We start from the raw sequence: 19,562 nt of genomic DNA on the forward strand, positions 1-19,562 counted from the left end.
CCGCCTCACACCGTCCGCCACGCCCCTTCAACCCTCCGTCCACCCCTCAATCTTCCGTCCACCCTTTTCCTCCTTCCCCACCCTTCCGCCCCTTAGTTCCCTTTCGAGAGGAGCACGTCATGGCTCCCACCGACGCCGGCGCCGCCACCCGGCACGCCCCGGCCGGCACCGTCCCCTGCCGTCCCGACGAGGACGCCCCGTCCGGCACCACCCCGAGCCGGCCCGACCAGGACCTCCCGAAGACCAGCACCCGTTCCCGCACCGAGCCGCCCGGGACGGGCACCGACGGCGAGGACACGCTCGACATGCGGCTGCCCGACGGCTTCGGCTCGCTCCACGCCGAGATCACCGGGATCGGCACGCTGCCCACGCCCGATCTCCTGGACGGCGTCGGTGGCTGGGGTGCGCGGCGCACCCCCGTCGGCTCCTTCCAGCTGGTCCCGGCCCGGATCGAACGTGACCTTCCGGTCATCAGCCGCTGGATGAACGACCCCGCCGTGGCCGAGTTCTGGCAGCTGGCCGGGGACCAGAGCGTGACCGAGGCCCATCTGCGCGCGCAGCTGGACGGTGACGGACGCAGCGTGCCCTGCCTCGGACTGCTGGAGGGCAGGCCGATGAGCTACTGGGAGATCTACCGGGCCGACCTCGACCCGCTGGCCCGCCACTACCCGGCCCGGCCCCACGACACCGGCGTCCACCTCCTCATCGGCAGCGTCACCGACCGCGCGCGAGGGATCGGCAGCGCGCTGCTCCGTGCCGTGGCCGACCTCGTCCTCGACCGGCGCTTCGCCTGTTCCCGTGTCGTGGCGGAGCCCGACCTGCGCAACACGCCCTCCGTGGCCGCCTTCCTGACCGCCGGGTTCCGGTTCTCGGCGGAGGTGGACCTGCCCGACAAGCGGGCCGCTCTCATGATCCGCGACCGGTCCTTGCGCGAGGTGCTGTGAGGACCCGGCCGGCGGGGCGCGCGTCCTGTGCCGCTGCGCATGTCCCGGGCTCGGTCGCCCGTTTGTCAGTCCCGAGCCGTAGGGTGGTCGAGCTATGACGAAGCCCTCTCTCCCCGAACTCCTGCATGCCGCCGTCGCAGCCGTCGGCGGTACGGAGCGCCCCGGCCAGGTGACCATGGCCCAAGCCGTCGCCGACGCCATCGACGACGGCTCGCACCTGCTGGTCCAGGCGGGGACCGGCACCGGAAAGTCCCTCGGCTACCTCGTGCCCGCGCTGGCCCACGGGGAGCGGGTCGTCGTGGCGACGGCCACGCTGGCCCTGCAGCGCCAGCTCGTGGAGCGCGACCTGCCGCGCACGGTCGAGGCGCTGCATCCGCTGCTGCGGCGCCGTCCCGAGTTCGCGATGCTCAAGGGCCGGTCGAACTACCTGTGCCTGCACCGGCTGCACGAGGGCGTCCCGCAGGACGAGGAGGACGGCCTGTTCGACCAGTTCGAGGCGGCGGCGCCCACCAGCAAGCTGGGCCAGGACCTGCTGCGGCTGCGGGACTGGGCGGACGAGACCGAATCCGGCGACCGTGACGACCTCACCCCCGGGGTCTCCGACCGGGCCTGGTCCCAGGTGTCGGTGTCCTCCCGCGAGTGCCTGGGCGCCACGAAGTGCGCCTACGGCGCCGAGTGCTTCGCCGAGATGGCACGCGAGCGCGCCAAGCTCGCCGAGGTCGTCGTCACCAACCACGCGCTGCTGGCGATCGACGCCATCGAGGGCGCCCCGGTCCTCCCGCAGCACGAGGTGCTGATCGTCGACGAGGCGCACGAGCTGGTCTCACGGGTGACCGGCGTCGCCACCGGCGAACTCACCCCCGGACAGGTCAACCGCGCGGTGCGCCGCGCGGCCAAACTCGTCAACGAGAAGGCCGCCGACCAGCTGCAGACAGCCGCCGAGGGCTTCGAACGGCTGATGGAGCTGGCCCTGCCCGGCCGCCTGGAGGAGATCCCCGAGGACCTCGGGTACGCGCTCATGGCGCTGCGCGACGCCGCCCGCACCGTCATCACGGCCCTCGGTACCACCCGGGACAAGTCGGTCCAGGACGAGGACGCGGTCCGCAAGCAGGCACTGGCCTCCGTGGAGAACGTGCACGACGTGGCGGAGCGGATCACCAACGGCTCCGAATGGGACGTCGTCTGGTACGAGCGGCACGACCGCTTCGGCGCCTCGCTGCGGGTGGCCCCGATGTCCGTGTCCGGCCTGCTGCGGGAGAAGCTGTTCACGGACCGCTCCGTCGTCCTGACCTCCGCGACCCTCAAGCTCGGCGGTGACTTCAACGGGGTCGCCGCCTCGCTCGGGCTGGCCCCGGAGGGCTCGGAGGGCGACGACACGCCGCACTGGAAGGGCGTGGACGTCGGTTCGCCCTTCGACTACCGCAAGCAGGGCATCCTGTACGTCGCCAAGCATCTGGCCCGCCCCGCACGGGACGGCGACCGCGCGGACATGCTCGACGAGCTGACGGAGCTGATCCAGGCCGCGGGCGGGCGGACGCTCGGACTGTTCTCCTCCATGCGCGCGGCCCAGCTCGCCGCGGAGGAGCTGCGCGGCCGGATCCCCCAGTACCCGATCCTGCTGCAGGGCGAGGAGACCCTCGGGGAGCTGATCAAGAACTTCGCGGCCGACCCGCGGACGTGCCTCTTCGGCACGCTCTCCCTCTGGCAGGGTGTGGACGTGCCCGGCCCCAGCTGCCAGCTGGTGGTCATGGACAAGATCCCGTTCCCGCGCCCCGACGACCCGCTGATGAGCGCCCGCCAGAAGGCGGTCGAGGACGCGGGCGGCAACGGGTTCATGGCGGTCGCCGCGACCCCCGCGGCGCTGCTGATGGCGCAGGGCGCGGGGCGCCTCGTACGGGCCTCGGGCGATCGCGGGGTGGTCGCCGTACTGGATCCGCGGCTGGCCACGGCGCGGTACGGAAGCTATCTGAAGGCGTCGCTGCCGGACTTCTGGTACACCACCGACCGCAGTCAGGTGCGCAGGTCGCTGGCGGCCATCGATGCCGCGGCCCGGCAGGCGGAACAGCAGCCGGAGGCGGCGGCGTCGGCGACATGACCGTCCCCCGGCGCCGGTGTGGTCGTGGCGCTGGCCGTGGTCGCGGGGGTGGCCGTGGTCGCGGGGGTGGCCGTGGTCGCGGGGTAGCCTGACCCGCAGCCGGGTCAGGCTACCCCGCGACCCCACACGCCTTGAGACCGGGCGGACGGCAGGCACCGAGGCACGGCAGGGCGTCGAGTCAGACAGGACATCGAGTCCCTCAGGCCCATCGAGGGACAGCGGGATGCCCGCAGGCTGTCGAGGCACAGGGCCGCGGCGAGCCGTCGGCACAGCACGGCCGGGGCGTCCGCCGGCCTCCCACGCGCAGCACAAGGTCGGGATCCGGCCGCACAGCACAAGGCCCCGGAACCGGCGCAGGGGTTCCGGGGCCCGATCGAGGGGGCGGTCGGTGAGCCGTCCGCGGCGTCGCTCAGACGCGCCGCAGGACCGCCACCACCTTGCCGAGGATGGTCGCGTCGTCGCCCGGGATCGGGTCGTAGGCCGCGTTGTGCGGGAGGAGCCAGACATGGCCGTCCTCGCGCTTGAACCGCTTGACGGTGGCCTCGCCGTCGATCATGGCGGCCACGATGTCGCCGTTCTCGGCGACCTGCTGGCGGCGGACCGTCACCCAGTCGCCGTCGCAGATCGCGGCCTCGATCATCGAGTCGCCGACGACCTTCAGGACGAACAGCTCGCCGTCACCGACCAGCTGCCGGGGGAGAGGGAAGACGTCCTCGACCGATTCCTCGGCGAGGATCGGCCCACCGGCGGCGATCCGGCCGACCAGCGGCACGTACGAGGCGGCCGGCTTGCCCACGGTGTCCGTGGGCTGGAGGGGAGCGGCCTGGTCGGAGCCGCGGACCTCGTACGCGCGCGGGCGGTGCGGGTCGCGGCGGAGGAAGCCCTTGCGCTCGAGCGCCATGAGCTGGTGGGCCACCGACGAGGTGCTGGACAGGCCGACGGCCTGGCCGATCTCGCGCATGGACGGCGGGTAGCCGCGCCGCTGCACGGAGTCCCTGATGACCTCGATGACCCGGCGCTGCCGTTCGGTGAGGCCCGAGCTGTCCGCCCGGATGCCTGGAGGTCGGCCCGGCAGGGAGCGCTTGTGCCCCTCGGGATTCGCGGCTTCGTTCATCGCATGTACCGGCTCGAGTCGGCCCGGGCGGTCCTGGGCAGTGATGGTGGCACTGTCTGCGGTGGTGGTCACGTCGGCCCCTCTCGGTGGTCTCCCTCCGGCACAACGGTAGTTGCTTTCGAAAGGTTGCGCCAAACACACGTTCGAGTGAAAAAGCGCGGATTGCCTGTCTTGATCTTGTAACTGGGTGTATGGGTTACGCGGTGTCCGGCGGACAAAAGCCCCTATTGCTGTACTCTTCACCGCCGGGGTGCGCTCCGTTCCCGGGCGCCGCCCCAGTCTGCCATCCGCAGGTTCGTCAACCGAGAGCGCATCCCCGGTCTGTCGCGGAGTCGCACGCGTTTTCCGCGTGTCTTCCGCGCGGTGCTCACGGGATCTCCGTACGGTTGCGCTCGGCGTGTCCGCGCCTGCGCGCGATCCGTGCCGCGTGCCGGCGGTGTGCCTGCGGCCGCATCACGAGTGCGTCCCCGGCGCAGGGCGCGTCCGCGTCCGGCCGCTTCGAGGGGTTGTGACGCAGAGCGCACAGTGTGACCCTGACGCGGTTCGCGGCACAGGGCGCACGGGGCGCGGGTCGGTCGCCCGGCCGTGGCCCCACGGGCGCCTGCGGCACCTCCGGGGGCGGAGTGCCGCCGATGTGTCGCGGCCGTCCCGGCGCCCTCCGGCGCGCGCCTCGCCGCCGCCCCGCGCGACACGCGCCTCTCCCGGCCCGTCTTCATGCCGATCCCTACATGTAGTGGTTGGATGGCTACGGCAGCCCAGAAGTTGTGTTCCCCCGGGTCTGCGGGCCCGCGAACATCGCCTATGCTTGGGGCTGCTTCGCGGGGCCTGTGAGTCCCAGCGAGGCTATTGAGTCTGCTGTGAGGAGGGTTGGAGTCCATGCACTGCCCCTTCTGCAGGCACCCCGACAGTCGCGTCGTCGACAGCCGCACGGCCGACGACGGCACGTCGATCCGCAGGCGCCGCCAGTGCCCTGACTGCTCCCGCCGGTTCACCACCGTGGAAACGTGCTCACTCATGGTGGTCAAGCGGTCCGGAGTCACCGAGCCTTTCAGCCGCACCAAGGTGATCAACGGTGTGCGCAAGGCGTGCCAGGGCCGGCCCGTCACCGAGGACGCGCTCGCCCAGCTCGGCCAGCGGGTCGAGGAGGCGGTGCGGGCCAGCGGCAGCGCCGAGGTGGCCGCCCACGACGTGGGGCTGGCCATACTCGGCCCGCTGCGGGAACTCGACCTCGTGGCCTACCTGCGGTTCGCGTCCGTGTACCGGGCGTTCGACTCGCTGGAGGACTTCGAGGCCGCCATCGCGGAACTCAGGGAAGGCGCGCGAGGCCCCGCCGCGCAGCAGGAGGGCGGCGACGGCGCCGTCGCGGGGAGCCAGGAAGACGATCGCGGGCGCGCGGGGACGGCTGAGGTCCCCGAGCCCGCACGCGCCGCCGACTGATCGGCGGGCCGGTCCGGACGCGCGTCCGGCCCGGCTCAGCGGCGGCGAGGAAGACGGTTGCGGGCGGCAGCGACTGAGGGTGCCCGCAGCACCAGACAGAACACCGTGTCTCCGGAACATCGGGGCACTTCAGGGCGTTTTTGCCCGTACAGGGAGGCGGCATGACAGAGACGGCGAGCGGTCCGGCACGAGGTTCCCGAGCCAAGGGCGCGAAGGCGGGGAACAAGGGGCTGCAGATCGAGCGCATCCACACCACCCCCGGCGTACACCCGTACGACGAGGTGGTCTGGGAGCGCCGTGACGTCGTCATGACCAACTGGCGCGACGGCTCGGTCAACTTCGAGCAGCGTGGCGTCGAGTTCCCCGACTTCTGGTCGGTGAACGCGGTCAACATCGTCACCAGCAAGTACTTCCGCGGTGCCGTCGGCACCCCGCAGCGCGAGACCAGCCTGAAGCAGCTGATCGACCGCATCGTGAAGACGTACCGCAAGGCCGGTGAGGACAACAAGTACTTCGCCTCGCCCGCCGACGCCGAGATCTTCGAGCACGAGCTGGCCTACGCCCTCCTGCACCAGATCTTCAGCTTCAACAGCCCCGTCTGGTTCAACGTCGGCACCAAGCAGCCCCAGCAGGTCTCCGCCTGCTTCATCCTGTCCGTCGACGACTCCATGGAGTCGATCCTCGACTGGTACAAGGAAGAGGGCATGATCTTCAAGGGCGGCTCCGGCGCCGGCCTGAACCTCTCCCGGATCCGCTCCTCCAAGGAGCTGCTCTCCTCCGGCGGCAACGCCTCCGGCCCGGTCTCCTTCATGCGCGGCGCCGACGCCTCCGCCGGCACCATCAAGTCCGGTGGTGCCACCCGCCGCGCCGCCAAGATGGTCATCCTCGACGTCGACCACCCCGACATCGAGGACTTCATCGAGACCAAGGTCAAGGAGGAGGAGAAGATCCGCGCCCTGCGCGACGCGGGCTTCGACATGGACCTCGGCGGCGAGGACATCACCTCCGTCCAGTACCAGAACGCCAACAACTCGGTCCGGGTCAACGACGAGTTCATGAAGGCGGTCGAGCAGGGCGGCAAGTTCGGCCTGCGGGCCCGCATGACCGGCGAGGTCATCGAGGAGGTCGACGCCAAGGCCCTCTTCCGCAAGATGGCCGAGGCCGCCTGGGCCTGCGCCGACCCGGGCATCCAGTACGACGACACGATCAACCACTGGCACACCTGCCCGGAGTCCGGCCGGATCAACGGCTCGAACCCCTGCAGCGAGTACATGCACCTGGACAACACGTCCTGCAACCTCGCGTCGCTGAACCTGATGAAGTTCCTCAAGGACGACGGCAAGGGCAACCAGTCGTTCGAGACCGAGCGCTTCCAGAAGGTCGTCGAGCTGGTCATCACCGCGATGGACATCTCGATCTGCTTCGCGGACTTCCCGACCCAGAAGATCGGCGAGAACACCCGCGCCTTCCGCCAGCTCGGCATCGGCTACGCCAACCTCGGCGCCCTGCTGATGGCGACCGGCCACGCCTACGACTCCGACGGCGGCCGCGCCCTCGCCGGTGCCATCACCTCCCTGATGACCGGCACCGCCTACCGGCGCTCCGCCGAGCTGGCCGCGGTCGTCGGCCCCTACGACGGCTACGCCCGCAACGCCGAGCCGCACCTGCGCGTCATGAAGCAGCACTCCGACGCCAACGCCCGTGCCGTGCGCATGGACGACCTGGACACCCCGGTGTGGGCCGCCGCGACGGAGGCCTGGCAGGACGTGCTGCGCCTCGGCGAGAAGAACGGTTTCCGTAACTCCCAGGCGTCCGTCCTCGCCCCGACCGGCACCATCGGCCTGGCCATGTCCTGCGACACCACCGGTGTCGAGCCCGACCTCGCCCTGGTCAAGTTCAAGAAGCTGGTCGGCGGCGGCTCGATGCAGATCGTCAACGGCACCGTCCCGCAGGCCCTGCGCCGCCTGGGCTACCAGGAGGAGCAGATCGAGGCGATCGTCGCCCACATCGCCGAGCACGGCAACGTCATCGACGCGCCGGGCCTGAAGCAGGAGCACTACGAGGTGTTCGACTGCGCGATGGGCGAGCGGGCCATCTCCCCGATGGGCCACGTCCGCATGATGGCCGCCATCCAGCCCTGGATCTCCGGCGCCATCTCCAAGACGGTCAACATGCCGGAGTCGGCGACCGTCGAGGAGGTCGAGGAGATCTACTTCGAGGCGTGGAAGCTGGGCGTCAAGGCGCTGGCGATCTACCGCGACAACTGCAAGGTCGGCCAGCCGCTGTCCGCCAAGAAGAAGGAATCGGCCGCGGAGAAGACGGAGACCGAGGAGGTCCAGGCCAAGGTCGAGAAGGTCGTCGAGTACCGCCCGGTCCGCAAGCGCCTGCCCAAGGGCCGTCCGGGCATCACCACCTCCTTCACCGTCGGCGGCGCCGAGGGCTACATGACCGCCAACTCCTACCCCGACGACGGTCTCGGTGAGGTCTTCCTGAAGATGTCCAAGCAGGGCTCGACCCTGGCGGGCATGATGGACGCCTTCTCCATCGCCGTCTCGGTGGGCCTGCAGTACGGCGTGCCGCTGGAGACGTACGTCTCGAAGTTCACCAACATGCGCTTCGAGCCGGCCGGTATGACGGACGACCCCGACGTGCGGATGGCGCAGTCGATCGTCGACTACATCTTCCGCCGCCTGGCGCTGGACTTCCTGCCCTTCGAGACCCGCTCCGCACTCGGCATCCACTCCGCCGAGGAGCGCCAGCGCCACCTGGAGACCGGCTCCTACGAGCCGATCGACGAGGAGGTCGACGTCGAGGGCCTGGCCCAGTCGGCGCCGCGCCAGACCGACCTGAAGGCCGTCGGCACGCCGAAGGCCGAGGCGGAGGCGGCCGCGCCCGCCCCGAAGCAGGCGCACACCAACGCCGAGCTGGTGGAGATGCAGCTGGGCATCCAGGCGGACGCCCCGCTGTGCTTCTCCTGCGGCACCAAGATGCAGCGGGCCGGCTCCTGCTACATCTGCGAGGGTTGCGGCTCGACCAGCGGCTGCAGCTGATCGTTCAGCCGTCCGTGAGCGCGTGACGGCGCTGGGGTGGGGTGTCCGCGGCGCGCGGGCACCCCACCCGTCCGTTCGGCCGCAGTGGCCGGAAGACGAGCCGATCTGCCCGGCCCCGCCTTACCCCGCCCGACCCCCTCCGATCCCTCGGTGATCTGGTGATCAGCAGACTCGGAGGACGCCGACCACGGCCGGCGGGACTCATGGTCGGCGGGGGCTACGACCGGCGGGCGCGGCCCATGTTCTGGGCAAAGGCGGCCGGGTCGCCGTCGAAGCCGTGCACGCCCGGGGGGAAGACCCAGGCACCGGACGCGTCGCGGACGAACTCGGCGACCGTGGCCGCGCTCGCCCCCAGCACCCCGCCGAAGTCGTCCTCGGCGAGAACGGTGTAGCCCTCGCGGATGCGCAGGCCGGGGGAGCGCACGTCGACGAACGTACGGTGTCCACCCTGCTGCTGGATCACCACTCCGGCCACCACGCGCGCGTACCGGGCGTCCAGCCGGTCCAGCTCGACGGTCATGACCTCGTCCCAGCCGAAGCCCTTGCCGTCCTGGCTGTCCCGGTTGAGGTGGATCGTGCCGTCGGGGGACCGGCTGTCGAAGTGCACCAGGTAGGCCGGATCACCGTAGGGATCGCTCTGCGGGAACGTGGCCGCCACGATGTCCAGATCGGTGGCCGGCGCTCCGGCCGGACTCGGGTCCCACTTGACGGCGATCTCGATCGTGCGGATGCCCTTGCTGAGCCCGCTCACCGGACTCCCCCTTCCCCGGTCCCGTGCGCCCCGTCCTGCCCCAACCTCCTGGAGCCGGGCGCTGGTTGCCATCGTGCCATGGGCGCGGCGGTGCTCGCGCGGGCGCCGTCCCCGCGACAGTGACCGACGCCACGCCCAGGGCCTTACCATGGCGCGGTGCTGGTCAAGTGGATTCGCTGCACCGTGGTGGACCGCCGCGGCTTCGAGCGCGGGCAGCGGAAGTGGGCGGGGCTTCTGGGGTGGCTGGAGCCGGACGCGGCAGGGAGTGGCCCACGTCTTCGCCTTCTGGGAGAGCCGCGCCTTCTACGACTCCCTCATGGCCCGCTCCCACGACCGGCTCGCAGCGACCCAGGCGGGCACGTTCAGGGACGCTCAGGTCCGACTCTTCGATCACAAGTTCGACGTGAAGACCGGTTTCGAGCCGCGCTTCACCGACACCGACCTGCTGCGGGTGGCCCTGTGCCGGGTGCACGAGGAGCGCGCCGAGCACTTCACGCTGATGCAGGAGAAGGTCTGGAACCCGGCGATGGCCGGTTCGCCCGGCATGGTCCGCGGTCTGTTCGGCGAGGCCCCCGGCAACGAGTTCCTGGTGCTGTCGATGTGGCAGTCGTCCGCGGAGCACGGAAAGTACCGCACGGAGCGCATCGAACGGCTCGCGCTGCGTGCCCAGCTGGAGGCCGACGTGGCGGCCCTGACGGGCGACCTCGTGGATCTGGAGCCGGCTTGGACGGTGTGAGCGGGTGCACGGCGTGTGCGAGGGGTGCCCGGCGCACGCGCGGACTCCCCGTGTGCCTCCGGTCGCCCGGCGTGCACGGCGCGTGTGAAGTACGCCGTACGGGGGCCGTTCGAGTCTTCGATCGGGCGTCACCCGATCTAGTGTTTTGGCATGGCACGACCACGGCGCATCGTTCTTGTCCGGCACGGTGAGTCAACGGGCAATGTTGACGACAGTGTGTACGAGCGCGAACCCGACCACGCGCTGGCCCTCACCGAACGAGGGTGGCAGCAGGCCGAGGAGACGGGCAAGGAACTGCGCGAGCTGTTCGGCCGCGAGCGCGTGAGCGTGTACGTCTCCCCGTACCGGCGCACGCACGAGACCCTGCGCGCCTTCCACCTGGACCCCGATCTCATACGCGTGCGCGAGGAGCCGCGGCTGCGGGAACAGGACTGGGGGAACTGGCAGGACCGCGACGACGTACGCCTGCAGAAGGCGTACCGGGACGCCTACGGGCACTTCTTCTACCGCTTCGCCCAGGGCGAGTCCGGCGCCGACGTCTACGACCGGGTCGGCGGCTTCCTGGAGAGCCTCTTCCGCAGCTTCGAGGCCCCGGACCACCCGCCCAACGTGCTGCTGGTGACCCACGGCCTGGCGATGCGGCTGTTCTGCATGCGCTGGTTCCACTGGACGGTCGCGGAGTTCGAGTGCCTGTCGAACCCCGGGAACGGCGAGATGCGGATGCTCGTTCTCGGAGACGACGGCAAGTACGCCCTGGACCGGCCCTTCGACCGGTGGCGCGACCCGGAGCCCTACGGGATCACTGGATAGAGTGGGTGAGCCATGACCCCTGACTCCTCTCCCGGCGCGCGACTGGCTCGCGCCCTGGCCGGGCTGCGCGGTCTCGCGGTGGGGGACGCGCTCGGCTCGCAGTTCTCCGTGCCGGCCCACTATCCGCTGCTCCGGCGCCGCGAACTGCCGCCCGGCCCGTGGCGGTGGACCGACGACACCGAGATGGCCTGCTCCGTGGTGGCCGTCCTGGCCTCCCACCACCGCATCGACCAGGACGCCCTGGCACAGTCCTTCGCCCGGCACCACGACGCCGACCGGGGCTACGGGCAGGCGGTCGGCCACCTGCTGGGCCTGGTCCGGGAGGGCGTGGACTGGCGGGAGCCGGCCGCCGCGCTCTTCAAGGGGCAGGGATCGTGGGGCAACGGCGCGGCGATGCGGATCGCCCCGCTGGGCGCGTGGTACGCGGACGACCCGGAACAGGCCACCCACCAGGCGGAGATCTCCGCCTACCCCACCCACCAGCACCGCGAGGCCGTGGTGGGCGCCATGGCCGTCGCTGCGGCCGCCGCGCTGGCCGCCGCCCCCGGCGGACCGCGGACCGCGCAGGGACTGCTCGACGGCGTCATCGCGCTCGTTCCGGCCCGCAGCGCCGTCGGCGCCGGGCTGCGGCGCGCCCGCGACATGCTGGACTACGACGACGTGGCGACGGTCGCGGCCGTGCTCGGCTGCGGACGGCGCACGACGGCCCACGACACGGTCCCGTTCGCGCTGTGGTCGGCCGCCCGGGGCCTCGGGGACTTCGAGAACGCGTTCTGGACGACCGTCCGCGCCGGCGGTGACGTGGACACCACCTGCGCCATCGTCGGCGGGGTCCTCGCCTCCGCGAAGGCGGGGGCGCCACCTGCCGAGTGGGTACGCCGCACCGAACCGCTGCCCGACTGGGTGCCGGTGCCGGACTGAGCCCTTGCCGCCCGGCCGGCGACCCACGGTTTCTCGTGCCTTGGTCACCTGCTCCGTGCGGTGATCGGTGATTCACGAATGCGATCCGGACCGGGCGGAACGCTTCCGTGGCGCGCTCTTCGAGGGAGCCGGAAGCGGAGTCGTGAAGTCGTCCGCCAGGCGTCCTCGGGCGGTCACCGGCCATGGCGTGCAGGGGGGGATGGCGAGGCGTGCGGTGCCGCGAACGGGCAGGTCCTGGATGCCGTCGCGGCCATGGGTGAGGTGCCGCACAACGATGTGCACCAGTGAAGGCACGGGCGCGGGTCCGGAGCAGTCGACCGGCCGGTCGGCGGCGCCGCCGCCGCGTCCGCCGGGGCCCCGGCCGCCGGGACGCGGCGGTGGCGCGCGTCCAGGGGGAACCGGGGTGTCGCGGCGCGATCAGGGCGGCGTACGCTAAGGGCGCCATGCCGTACGAACCACCTACTCACACCGTCGAGCGCTCCCTGCGGGCCACGACCGGAGCGAAGGTCATTGCCGGTGTCGACGAGGTGGGGCGCGGCGCCTGGGCCGGTCCCGTCACCGTCTGCGCGGCGGTCACCGGACTGCGTCGGCCGCCCGTGGGCCTCACCGACTCCAAACTGCTCACCGTCAAGCGGCGCACCCAGCTCGCCGCGGAGCTGGAGAAGTGGGTGACGGCCTACGCACTCGGTCACGCCTCCCCGGAGGAGATCGACGAACTGGGGATGACGGCGTCGCTGCGGCTCGCCGCCGTGCGGGCCCTGGAGGCACTGCCGGTCCGTCCCGACGCGGTGATCCTCGACGGGAAGCACGACTACCTCGGTGCCCCGTGGCGGGTTCGTACGGTCATCAAGGGCGACCGGTTGTGCGTGGCCGTCGCGGCGGCCTCGGTGATCGCCAAGGTGCACCGCGACAAAATGATGGCCGAACTGGGTATCGACCATGCAGACTTCGATTTCGCGGCCAACGCCGGATATCCGTCGCCCGTGCACAAGGCCGCGCTGGAGGAGCGGGGGCCCACCCCGTACCACCGGCTGTCGTGGGCGTATCTTGATGCGCTGCCCAGGTGGCGGCACCTCAAGAAGGTCCGCGTCTGGGCGGACGGGTCCGTTCCGGAAATCGAGGGTCAGCTCGGCTTCGACTTCTGACGGCGTCGCCTGCCCGCGTGCGGCACCCGCCCACGCGGGCCGCACCAACGTTTGATAAATATCAGCCCATGCCTCTCATTCCCGAGGAGCCTCAGATTCACGAGAGTGCCCAGGGTCCCCGCGCCACTCCGGCCAGCGGCCGTACCGCGCCGACCCCCCGTCCCGTACCAGGCCGGGCGGGTTGCGCGGCGGCTGGGGGTCGAAGGCCGGCGTCGGCCCGTCGCTGGAAGGGACCCGCGCCGGGTTCACGTCCGCTCCTCCGGCTCGGCGCTTCGCGCGGTCGGGCCCGGTCGGCCTGTGCCGCGGTGCCGCGCACCGGCCTTCGGCTCCACGCGCGGGCGAGCGCGGCCCGGCTTCCCCGGCGTGACGGGAGCAGCGGGACGCACGCCGTCGGCCCGGGACGCCGGGCGGGTCCCCTCCGGCCCGGGCACGCCCGGACGCGGGCCGTCGGCACGGGCCCGACGCCGGCGCCGGGCCACGGCTCCCGCTCCCCCGGCGCCGCGTCCGGCGTCGTCAGCCGGGTCAGCGCAGGCGGGGCGGTCTGCGCAGTCCTCACGGTCAGAGCGGTCAGGGCCGTCAGTGCGGTCAGCGCAGTCCCCACGGTCAGAGCGGTCAGCGCTGTCAGGGCGGTCAGAGCGGTCTCCGGACGCCCTGGGGCGTGCGTCCGCCGCCGCTGCGGCTGTGCGGCTCTGCCCGCCGCCCGAGGATTCCTCCGCACCGGACTCGTGCGCCTTGCGGTGGTGGCTCCGGTCTGCGTCGCCGCTCTCGCCGTCTTCGCCCGCGTCGCCTTCGCCCGCATCGTGTTCGCCCGCGTCGTCTTCGCTGGCGTCGCCGTCCGCCTCGCTCACTGCCGGTGCGTGGTGCGAGGCATCCGCGTCGTCTTCGCCCCCGTCGTCGTCCGCCTCGCTCACCGCCGATGCGTGGTGCGAGGCATCCGCGTCGTCTTCGCCCCCGTCGCCGTCCGCCTCGCTCACCGCCGGTGCGTGGTGCGAGGCCTCCGCGGCCTCGCGGATCGCAGCGTCCGTCGCTTCCTGGCTCGAGGCGGTTCCCGCTGCGGTCCGGCCGGGGGCCGTCTCCGCCGCTTCTGCCGCCTCCGCGGGCTCCACCGGCACCGCGCTCCCGGACATCCCGGTCGTCCCGGCCGTCTCCGCCCCGGGTGGCCGGGTCCTTTCCGCGCGTGCCGCGCGCAGGCAGCGGCGTACCGACTCGGGATCCAGTCCCTCGTTGCACGCCTGGTGCAGCAGGCGTGCGAAGAGGTAGTCGGGGTCCGCGCCCAGGGCCATGGCCAAGGCCTCCCGGGCTTCCAGCTCGTCGCCGGTCGACCAGGCGACCCAGCCCACGAGCGTCAGCGGCGCCGCCGCGTGCTCGCCGTACGGCCCGACGCAGCGGCGGGCCAGGGCCCGCCACAGCCGCAGGGCCCAACCGGCCTCCTCCCCCTCCATCCACTCGGCGGCGCGATCGCGCGTCGTGCGGTCCTGCAGGCCGAGGATGAGCCTGGCCGCCTCCTCGTCCTCGAGCATCCGGTCGTCGCGGAGGTCGGCGGCGGCGACGCCGGGAACGGCCGGTGCCTCGGCGAAGCGCCGCATGACCCCTTCGGCGAGTTCCAGGGTCTCCACCGCCACCGCCTCGCGGTGCGTCTCGTTCAGCATCCTGGGCACCAGAGCCCTGCCGGCGGCGTCCAGCGCGCTCTCCTGCTGCCGGGCCGCCGCGGTCTCCCACGGCAGCAACCTGGCCTGCAGCTCCCGTAGGCTGCCCCGCACCTGGATGCCGGCGTAGGCAGCCGCGGCGGCCAGCACGGAGGTGCCGGGCAGCCCCATGGGCCGGCCCTCGTCGGGGCAGCAGCCCTCGGTCGGGCAGCAGTAGGACCAGAAGCGGCCTGCGGAGATGCACAGCGCCTCGATCACCGGCACATCGAGGCGCCCGCATTCGGTGCGGAGTTTCTGGGCCAGGGGCCGCAGCCTCTGCATCACTTCGCGTGCCGTCTCGCCCGCCGCCGGTTCCTGACAGAGGAAGGCGACCATCTGCTCGGGCTTGGCGCCCCTGCGCTCGCTGCCCGTGATCAGGCCGTGCGCCAGCTGCCGGGCCGCGGACGGCCAGTCACGCCTGTTCGACGGGATGCCGAGCCTGGCCCGGCCGCCGAACCTGCCGCGTCCGCCCCGGTCGTGCAGGGCGACCAGGACGATGCTGTCCTCGGGTCGGTACCCGAGGAGGTAGGGCAGGGCGTCGGCGAGTTCGGCCGGGGTGCGCAGGGTGACCTGGTGCTCGGGCCCGGGTCCGGCGTAGGTGATGTGGCCGCTGCCGAGGGGTCCGGTCGTGTGGCTGTGATTCGTCATGCGACGACGATCTCGCGGAATCCCGATCTCCGTTTGACCCTGTGGACAACTTCGATCAGGGGCACGCCAACACCCCTGGTTCGGTCAGGAACACGTCCGCACCCCTGCTTCGAACAAGGGGCACGTCCGCTCCCCCTTCTTTCGATCCGGGGCACGTCCGCACCCCCTCGGCACGGTGTCTTCGCGCACCTCGCAGCCCGGGCGGCCCGGTTGCTCAGCCCGCCGCGGCGAGGACCAGCGGAAGCACCTGCTCGGCACCGGCGCGGCGCAGCAGGCGGGCGGCCACGGCGAGGGTCCAGCCGGAGTCGGTGCGGTCGTCCACGAGCAGGACGGGGCCGGGCGCGCCGGCCAGGGCCCGGGCCAGTTCCTCGGGGACGGTGAAGGCGCCGGACAGGGCCTTGAGGCGTTGCGCGGAGTTGCTGCGGCTCGCCGCGTGGGTGCCGGTCGCTCCGGTGTACGCCAGCGCGCCCAGGTAGGGCAGGCGGCCGATGGCCGCGATGCCCTGGGCGAGGGAGCCGACGAGCTGCGGTCGGGTGAGGGAGGGCACGGCGACGACGCCGACCGGCCGGGCGGAGGCGTCCGGGACGTTCGGCGCCCAGCCGCCCGGGGAGCGGGCCCAGTCGGCGAGGACGGCCACCGCGGCCTGCAGGACGTCGTCGGGGACCGGTCCGTCGGGCGCGTTCTCGGCGAGCAGCGGGCGCAGCCGGTTGCCCCAGCCGATGTCGGACAGGCGTCCCAGGGCGCGCCCGGTGGAGCACTGCTCGCCCGCCGGGATGCGCCCCTTGAGGTCGATGCCGAGCGCGGGCATGCCGGTGGGCCACATGCGGCGGGGCTCGATCTCGACTCCCGGGCGGTCGAGTTCCTTCAGCGCGCCCGTCAGCGCTTCGGCCGAGACCGAGGAATCGATCCAGGGGCCGGCGCAGTTGTCGCACCGGCCGCACGGGGCGGCGCCCTCGTCGTCCAGTTGCCGGCGCAGGAACTCCATCCGGCACTGCGAGGTGCCGACGTAGTCGCGCATGGCCTGCTGCTCGGCGGCGCGCTGGCGCGCCACCCGCGCATAGCGCTCGGCGTCGTACTCCCAGGGGGCGCCGGTGGCGGTCCAGCCGCCCTTGACGCGCTGGACGGCGCCGTCCACGTCGAGCACCTTCAGCAGGGTCTCCAGCCGGGTGCGGCGCAGTTCCACCACCGCCTCCAGGGCCGGCACGGACAGCGGCCGGCCGGCGTCGGTGAGGGCCGAGAGCGTCTGGCGCACCTGCGCCTCGGGCGGGAAGGCGGTGTCGGCGAAGTAGCGCCAGATCGCCTCGTCCTCCTTGCCGGGCAGCATCAGCACATCCGCGTGCTCCACGCCGCGCCCGGCCCGGCCGACCTGCTGGTAGTAGGCGATCGGCGAGGACGGTGACCCGAGGTGGACGACGAAGCCCAGGTCCGGCTTGTCGAAGCCCATGCCGAGCGCCGAGGTGGCCACGAGCGCCTTGACGCGGTTCGCGAGCAGGTCGGCCTCGGCCTGCAGCCGGTCGGCGTTCTCGGTGCGCCCGGTGTAGGAGGCCACCTGGAAGTCGCGTTGCCGCAGGAAGGCGGTGACCTCCTCGGCCGCGGCGACGGTGAGCGTGTAGATGATCCCGGAGCCCGGCAGCTCGTGCAGGTGCTCGGCGAGCCAGGCCAGGCGGTGCGCGGCGTCGGGCAGCCGCACGACGCCGAGGCGCAGGCTCTCCCGCTCCAGCGAGCCGCGCAGCACCAGGGCCTCACCGCCGCCGGTGCCCAGTTGCTCGGCCACGTCCGCCGTGACCCGGGCGTTGGCGGTCGCGGTGGTGGCCAGCACCGGCACTCCGGGGGCGAGGTCGGCGAGCATCGACCGCAGCCTGCGGTAGTCGGGCCGGAAGTCGTGGCCCCAGTCGGAGATGCAGTGCGCCTCGTCGACGACCAGCAGACCGGTGGTGGCGGCGAGCCGGGGCAGCAGCTGCTCGCGGAAGTCGACGGAGTTGAGACGCTCGGGACTGACGAGGAGCACGTCGGTCTCCCCGCGTTCGACCTCCCCGTAGATCGACTCCCACTCCTCCGGGTTGGCGGAGTTGATCGTGTGCGCCCGGATGCCGGCCCGCTCCGCCGCCTCCACCTGGTTGCGCATCAGCGCCAGCAGCGGCGAGACGATCACCGTGGGGCCGGCGCCGCGCCGGCGCAGCAGAGCGGTGGCCACGAAGTACACCGCGGACTTGCCCCAGCCGGTGCGCTGCACCACCAGGGCACGCCGGCGTTCCCGCACCAGAGCCGCCACCGCCTGCCACTGGTCCTCCCGCAGCCGTGCCCCTGGGGCACCGACCAGCTCGGCAAGAACGGCATCGGCTTCGGCGCGCAGCTGCGGAGTGTCCATGGCCCCATGCAACCCGAGACCGCGCCCCCTCGGCCACTTCACTCAGGGTGACGGCCACGGGACGATCGGCCGCTCTCAGGCGTCGCGGGGCTCGGCGCCGGGTAGGTATATCCCGCTGGGGATAAAAGGCACGGGCCGTCCGATAACGGTCGGTGGCCCCAATTGCTCGTTGCCGCATCCCAGTTCGACAGGAAGAATTGAAGTCCGCTCCCGCACGGCTGGGCCGTGATTTGGTTGGGCTCTGCTGCGGTGCGCTCCCGAATCCGACCCCGCCCGCAGTGTGGGCGCGTAGCCGAAGGGAGGAACGTGACCTTCGGATTCGCTCCGTCCTCGGCGGCATCGTTGTCGACGTCCGCCGCCTCCGCCCATCGCGTGCTGGAACCCGCGGAGTGGGCCGCCGCGGGCATCCCTCTGCTGCGCAACCCCCGTGACGTCGTCAGCGGGCTCCACGCCCGGCACCGGCCGCGACCGGCGACCGCCGTGGTCGCGGTCCTCGACCCGGACGAACGGCTGCGGGCCAGTGCCTCGTTCGTCCGCCGCCCGGCGCCCGCCGACGGCTGGATGTTCCGCAACGCGCTGCTGGACCAGCTGCGTCGGGTCATCCCCCACGACCTGCGGCGCCGAACTCCGGTGCGCACCGCCGTGCTTCTGTACTGCCGCGAGGGCGACGCGCGCTGGACGGAGGAGGACGGCGCGTGGATGTGGGGCCTGCGTGACGCCTGCACCCTGCACGGGCTGCGCTGCGGGGCGTACATCACGCTGACCCCGGACGGCTGGCAGGTGCTGGGCGAGGGCCGCGGCGGCCGTCGGCCGAACGCCGGCTCCGCGCCCGAGCCCTTCGAGACGGCCGAGCTACCGCCGCCGCGGCCACGGCCCGGAGGCGCGGCCTCCGACGTGCTGCGCCGGGCGGCGGCCCGCTGAGGACCGGCATCCGGGCGCGAGGTTTCGCCGCCCCCTGGTCACGTTCTCGGCGACAGCTTCCGCCGCCCGCCGCCCGCCGACACGTCCCGCCAACGGCGGCCTGTACGGGGTCGTACCGGCTGATGCCGGGGTGCCTGCGCGGCCTGCGCAGGGGTTCCGGCCCATGCCGGGGGTGCCTGCGCGGGCTGTCCGGGCTGCGCCCGTGCCCGCCGTCCTCACGGGGAGGCGTGATCGTCCCGCCACGGGTCCAGGAAGCACGGACACCCAGGACCCACGAACGCCCGGCGGGAGGTCGCTTGCGCGCATGCCGAAGCAGCCGTCGTGCGGTGGTGCCGCAGCGACGGCTGTCGCCCTGCACGGCCCCGGACGGCCGGGAGCAACCTCCCGGTCACCGGGGGCCGTTCAGACGCCCGCGCCCAGCACCGAGTTGATCTGCTGGGGATCGCCGCACACGATCAGCAGCGCTTCGGCCCGCGAGTGGGCCAGCGGCAGGACCGTGGCGGCGGCAGCGTCGGTGCCGCCGTTGACGGCGACGACGACCACCGGACGCGCGGCGGCGCGGGGGGCCAGGGCGGCGTCCGTGTAGAACACGTCGTCACGGGCGTCGTGCTGGGCCCAGTAGGAGGCCTCCCCGAAGGTCAGCTCGTGCGCGGCCCACGGGTGCGGGTCACCGGTGGTGATGACCAGCACGTCGCCGGGGGCACGGCCCGACTCCAGGAGCAGGTCGACCGCTTCCTCGGCGGCGTCCAGCGCACCCTCGGCGGAGGCAGGGATCAGCTGGATCTGCGGGGTGGACGAAGCGGCACGGGGGGCCGGAGCCGACGGTCCGGGCTTGGACGCGGCCACGTCCCGCGGCGTACGTTGCGCCGGCGCCGGCCCCCTGCGGCCGGGACGACCGGGGCGCGGCGGAGCCGCGGGGCGGGGGCCTGGTACGGGA

The 19,562-nt window shown here is 72.6% G+C and carries 13 protein-coding genes and 1 pseudogene; 9 read left to right on the top strand and 5 right to left on the bottom strand.

What is annotated here, in order from left to right; all coding sequences use genetic code 11:
* The first annotated feature begins 119 nt into the window (after positions 1-119).
* Positions 120-944 (top strand): GNAT family N-acetyltransferase, encoded by an 825-nt coding sequence (locus GV126_RS24530; RefSeq protein WP_159670629.1) that lies wholly within the window; start codon positions 120-122, stop codon positions 942-944.
* 94 nt (positions 945-1,038) lie between these two features.
* Complete coding sequence (locus tag GV126_RS24535) at positions 1,039-3,039, top strand: ATP-dependent DNA helicase (protein ID WP_159670632.1); 2,001 nt, start codon at positions 1,039-1,041, stop codon at positions 3,037-3,039.
* A gap of 409 nt (positions 3,040-3,448) precedes the next feature.
* Here GV126_RS24535 and lexA read toward each other — a convergent pair whose 3' ends face one another.
* Positions 3,449-4,225 (bottom strand): transcriptional repressor LexA, encoded by a 777-nt coding sequence (gene lexA, locus GV126_RS24540; protein WP_159670635.1) that lies wholly within the window; start codon positions 4,223-4,225, stop codon positions 3,449-3,451.
* An 804-nt stretch (positions 4,226-5,029) separates the two neighbouring features.
* Here lexA and nrdR point away from each other — a divergent pair.
* The gene (gene nrdR / locus GV126_RS24545) at positions 5,030-5,590 is read left to right on the top strand and encodes a transcriptional regulator NrdR (protein WP_159670638.1); all 561 of its coding nucleotides are present in this window, start codon (positions 5,030-5,032) and stop codon (positions 5,588-5,590) included.
* A gap of 161 nt (positions 5,591-5,751) precedes the next feature.
* Entirely contained in the window at positions 5,752-8,640 is a 2,889-nt protein-coding gene (locus GV126_RS24550; protein WP_159670641.1) for a vitamin B12-dependent ribonucleotide reductase, read from the top strand.
* A gap of 217 nt (positions 8,641-8,857) precedes the next feature.
* On the opposite strand, the gene GV126_RS24555 is transcribed toward GV126_RS24550, so the two are convergent.
* Positions 8,858-9,391, bottom strand: coding sequence for a TerD family protein (locus GV126_RS24555; protein ID WP_159670644.1), 534 nt, complete (start codon positions 9,389-9,391; stop codon positions 8,858-8,860).
* Between the two features lie 156 nt (positions 9,392-9,547).
* Between GV126_RS24555 and GV126_RS24560 the strand changes: the two are divergent.
* The 4 genes and pseudogenes from GV126_RS24560 to rnhB all read left to right on the top strand — a co-directional run bounded on the left by GV126_RS24560 (position 9,548) and on the right by rnhB (position 13,003).
* A pseudogene (locus tag GV126_RS24560) lies at positions 9,548-10,127 on the top strand (DUF4937 domain-containing protein).
* A gap of 150 nt (positions 10,128-10,277) precedes the next feature.
* Positions 10,278-10,937 (top strand): histidine phosphatase family protein, encoded by a 660-nt coding sequence (locus tag GV126_RS24565; protein WP_159670650.1) that lies wholly within the window; start codon positions 10,278-10,280, stop codon positions 10,935-10,937.
* 12 nt (positions 10,938-10,949) lie between these two features.
* Positions 10,950-11,858 (top strand): ADP-ribosylglycohydrolase family protein, encoded by a 909-nt coding sequence (locus GV126_RS24570; RefSeq protein WP_159670653.1) that lies wholly within the window; start codon positions 10,950-10,952, stop codon positions 11,856-11,858.
* Between the two features lie 443 nt (positions 11,859-12,301).
* Positions 12,302-13,003 carry a ribonuclease HII gene (rnhB, locus tag GV126_RS24575; protein WP_159670656.1) on the top strand — a complete coding sequence of 234 codons (702 nt, stop codon included), beginning with the start codon at positions 12,302-12,304 and terminating at the stop codon, positions 13,001-13,003.
* A 245-nt stretch (positions 13,004-13,248) separates the two neighbouring features.
* Here rnhB and GV126_RS36640 read toward each other — a convergent pair whose 3' ends face one another.
* Complete coding sequence (locus GV126_RS36640; protein ID WP_236570091.1) at positions 13,249-15,336, bottom strand: DUF4192 domain-containing protein; 2,088 nt, start codon at positions 15,334-15,336, stop codon at positions 13,249-13,251.
* Positions 15,337-15,550: 214 nt separating this feature from the next.
* Complete coding sequence (locus GV126_RS24585; RefSeq protein WP_159670659.1) at positions 15,551-17,704, bottom strand: RecQ family ATP-dependent DNA helicase; 2,154 nt, start codon at positions 17,702-17,704, stop codon at positions 15,551-15,553.
* A gap of 306 nt (positions 17,705-18,010) precedes the next feature.
* Here GV126_RS24585 and GV126_RS24590 point away from each other — a divergent pair, with 306 nt between their 5' ends.
* The gene (locus GV126_RS24590; protein WP_159670662.1) at positions 18,011-18,625 is read left to right on the top strand and encodes a hypothetical protein; all 615 of its coding nucleotides are present in this window, start codon (positions 18,011-18,013) and stop codon (positions 18,623-18,625) included.
* Positions 18,626-19,027: 402 nt separating this feature from the next.
* Here GV126_RS24590 and GV126_RS24595 read toward each other — a convergent pair.
* The coding region (locus tag GV126_RS24595; RefSeq protein ID WP_236570092.1) for a hypothetical protein at positions 19,028-19,562 on the bottom strand (535 nt) is incomplete at its 5' end.

Origin of the sequence: Streptomyces mexicanus (assembly GCF_902506575.1) — a bacterium.
In the GTDB taxonomy this organism is placed as follows: domain Bacteria; phylum Actinomycetota; class Actinomycetes; order Streptomycetales; family Streptomycetaceae; genus Streptomyces; species Streptomyces mexicanus.

Coding starts and splice junctions, on each gene's coding strand:
- GV126_RS24530 (WP_159670629.1), top strand. CDS start 120: ATGGCTCCCACCGACGCCGGCGCCGCCACCCGGCACGCCCCGGCCGGC.
- GV126_RS24535 (WP_159670632.1), top strand. CDS start 1,039: ATGACGAAGCCCTCTCTCCCCGAACTCCTGCATGCCGCCGTCGCAGCC.
- nrdR (WP_159670638.1), top strand. CDS start 5,030: ATGCACTGCCCCTTCTGCAGGCACCCCGACAGTCGCGTCGTCGACAGC.
- GV126_RS24550 (WP_159670641.1), top strand. CDS start 5,752: ATGACAGAGACGGCGAGCGGTCCGGCACGAGGTTCCCGAGCCAAGGGC.
- GV126_RS24565 (WP_159670650.1), top strand. CDS start 10,278: ATGGCACGACCACGGCGCATCGTTCTTGTCCGGCACGGTGAGTCAACG.
- GV126_RS24570 (WP_159670653.1), top strand. CDS start 10,950: ATGACCCCTGACTCCTCTCCCGGCGCGCGACTGGCTCGCGCCCTGGCC.
- rnhB (WP_159670656.1), top strand. CDS start 12,302: ATGCCGTACGAACCACCTACTCACACCGTCGAGCGCTCCCTGCGGGCC.
- GV126_RS36640 (WP_236570091.1), bottom strand. CDS start 15,336: ATGACGAATCACAGCCACACGACCGGACCCCTCGGCAGCGGCCACATC.
- GV126_RS24585 (WP_159670659.1), bottom strand. CDS start 17,704: ATGGACACTCCGCAGCTGCGCGCCGAAGCCGATGCCGTTCTTGCCGAG.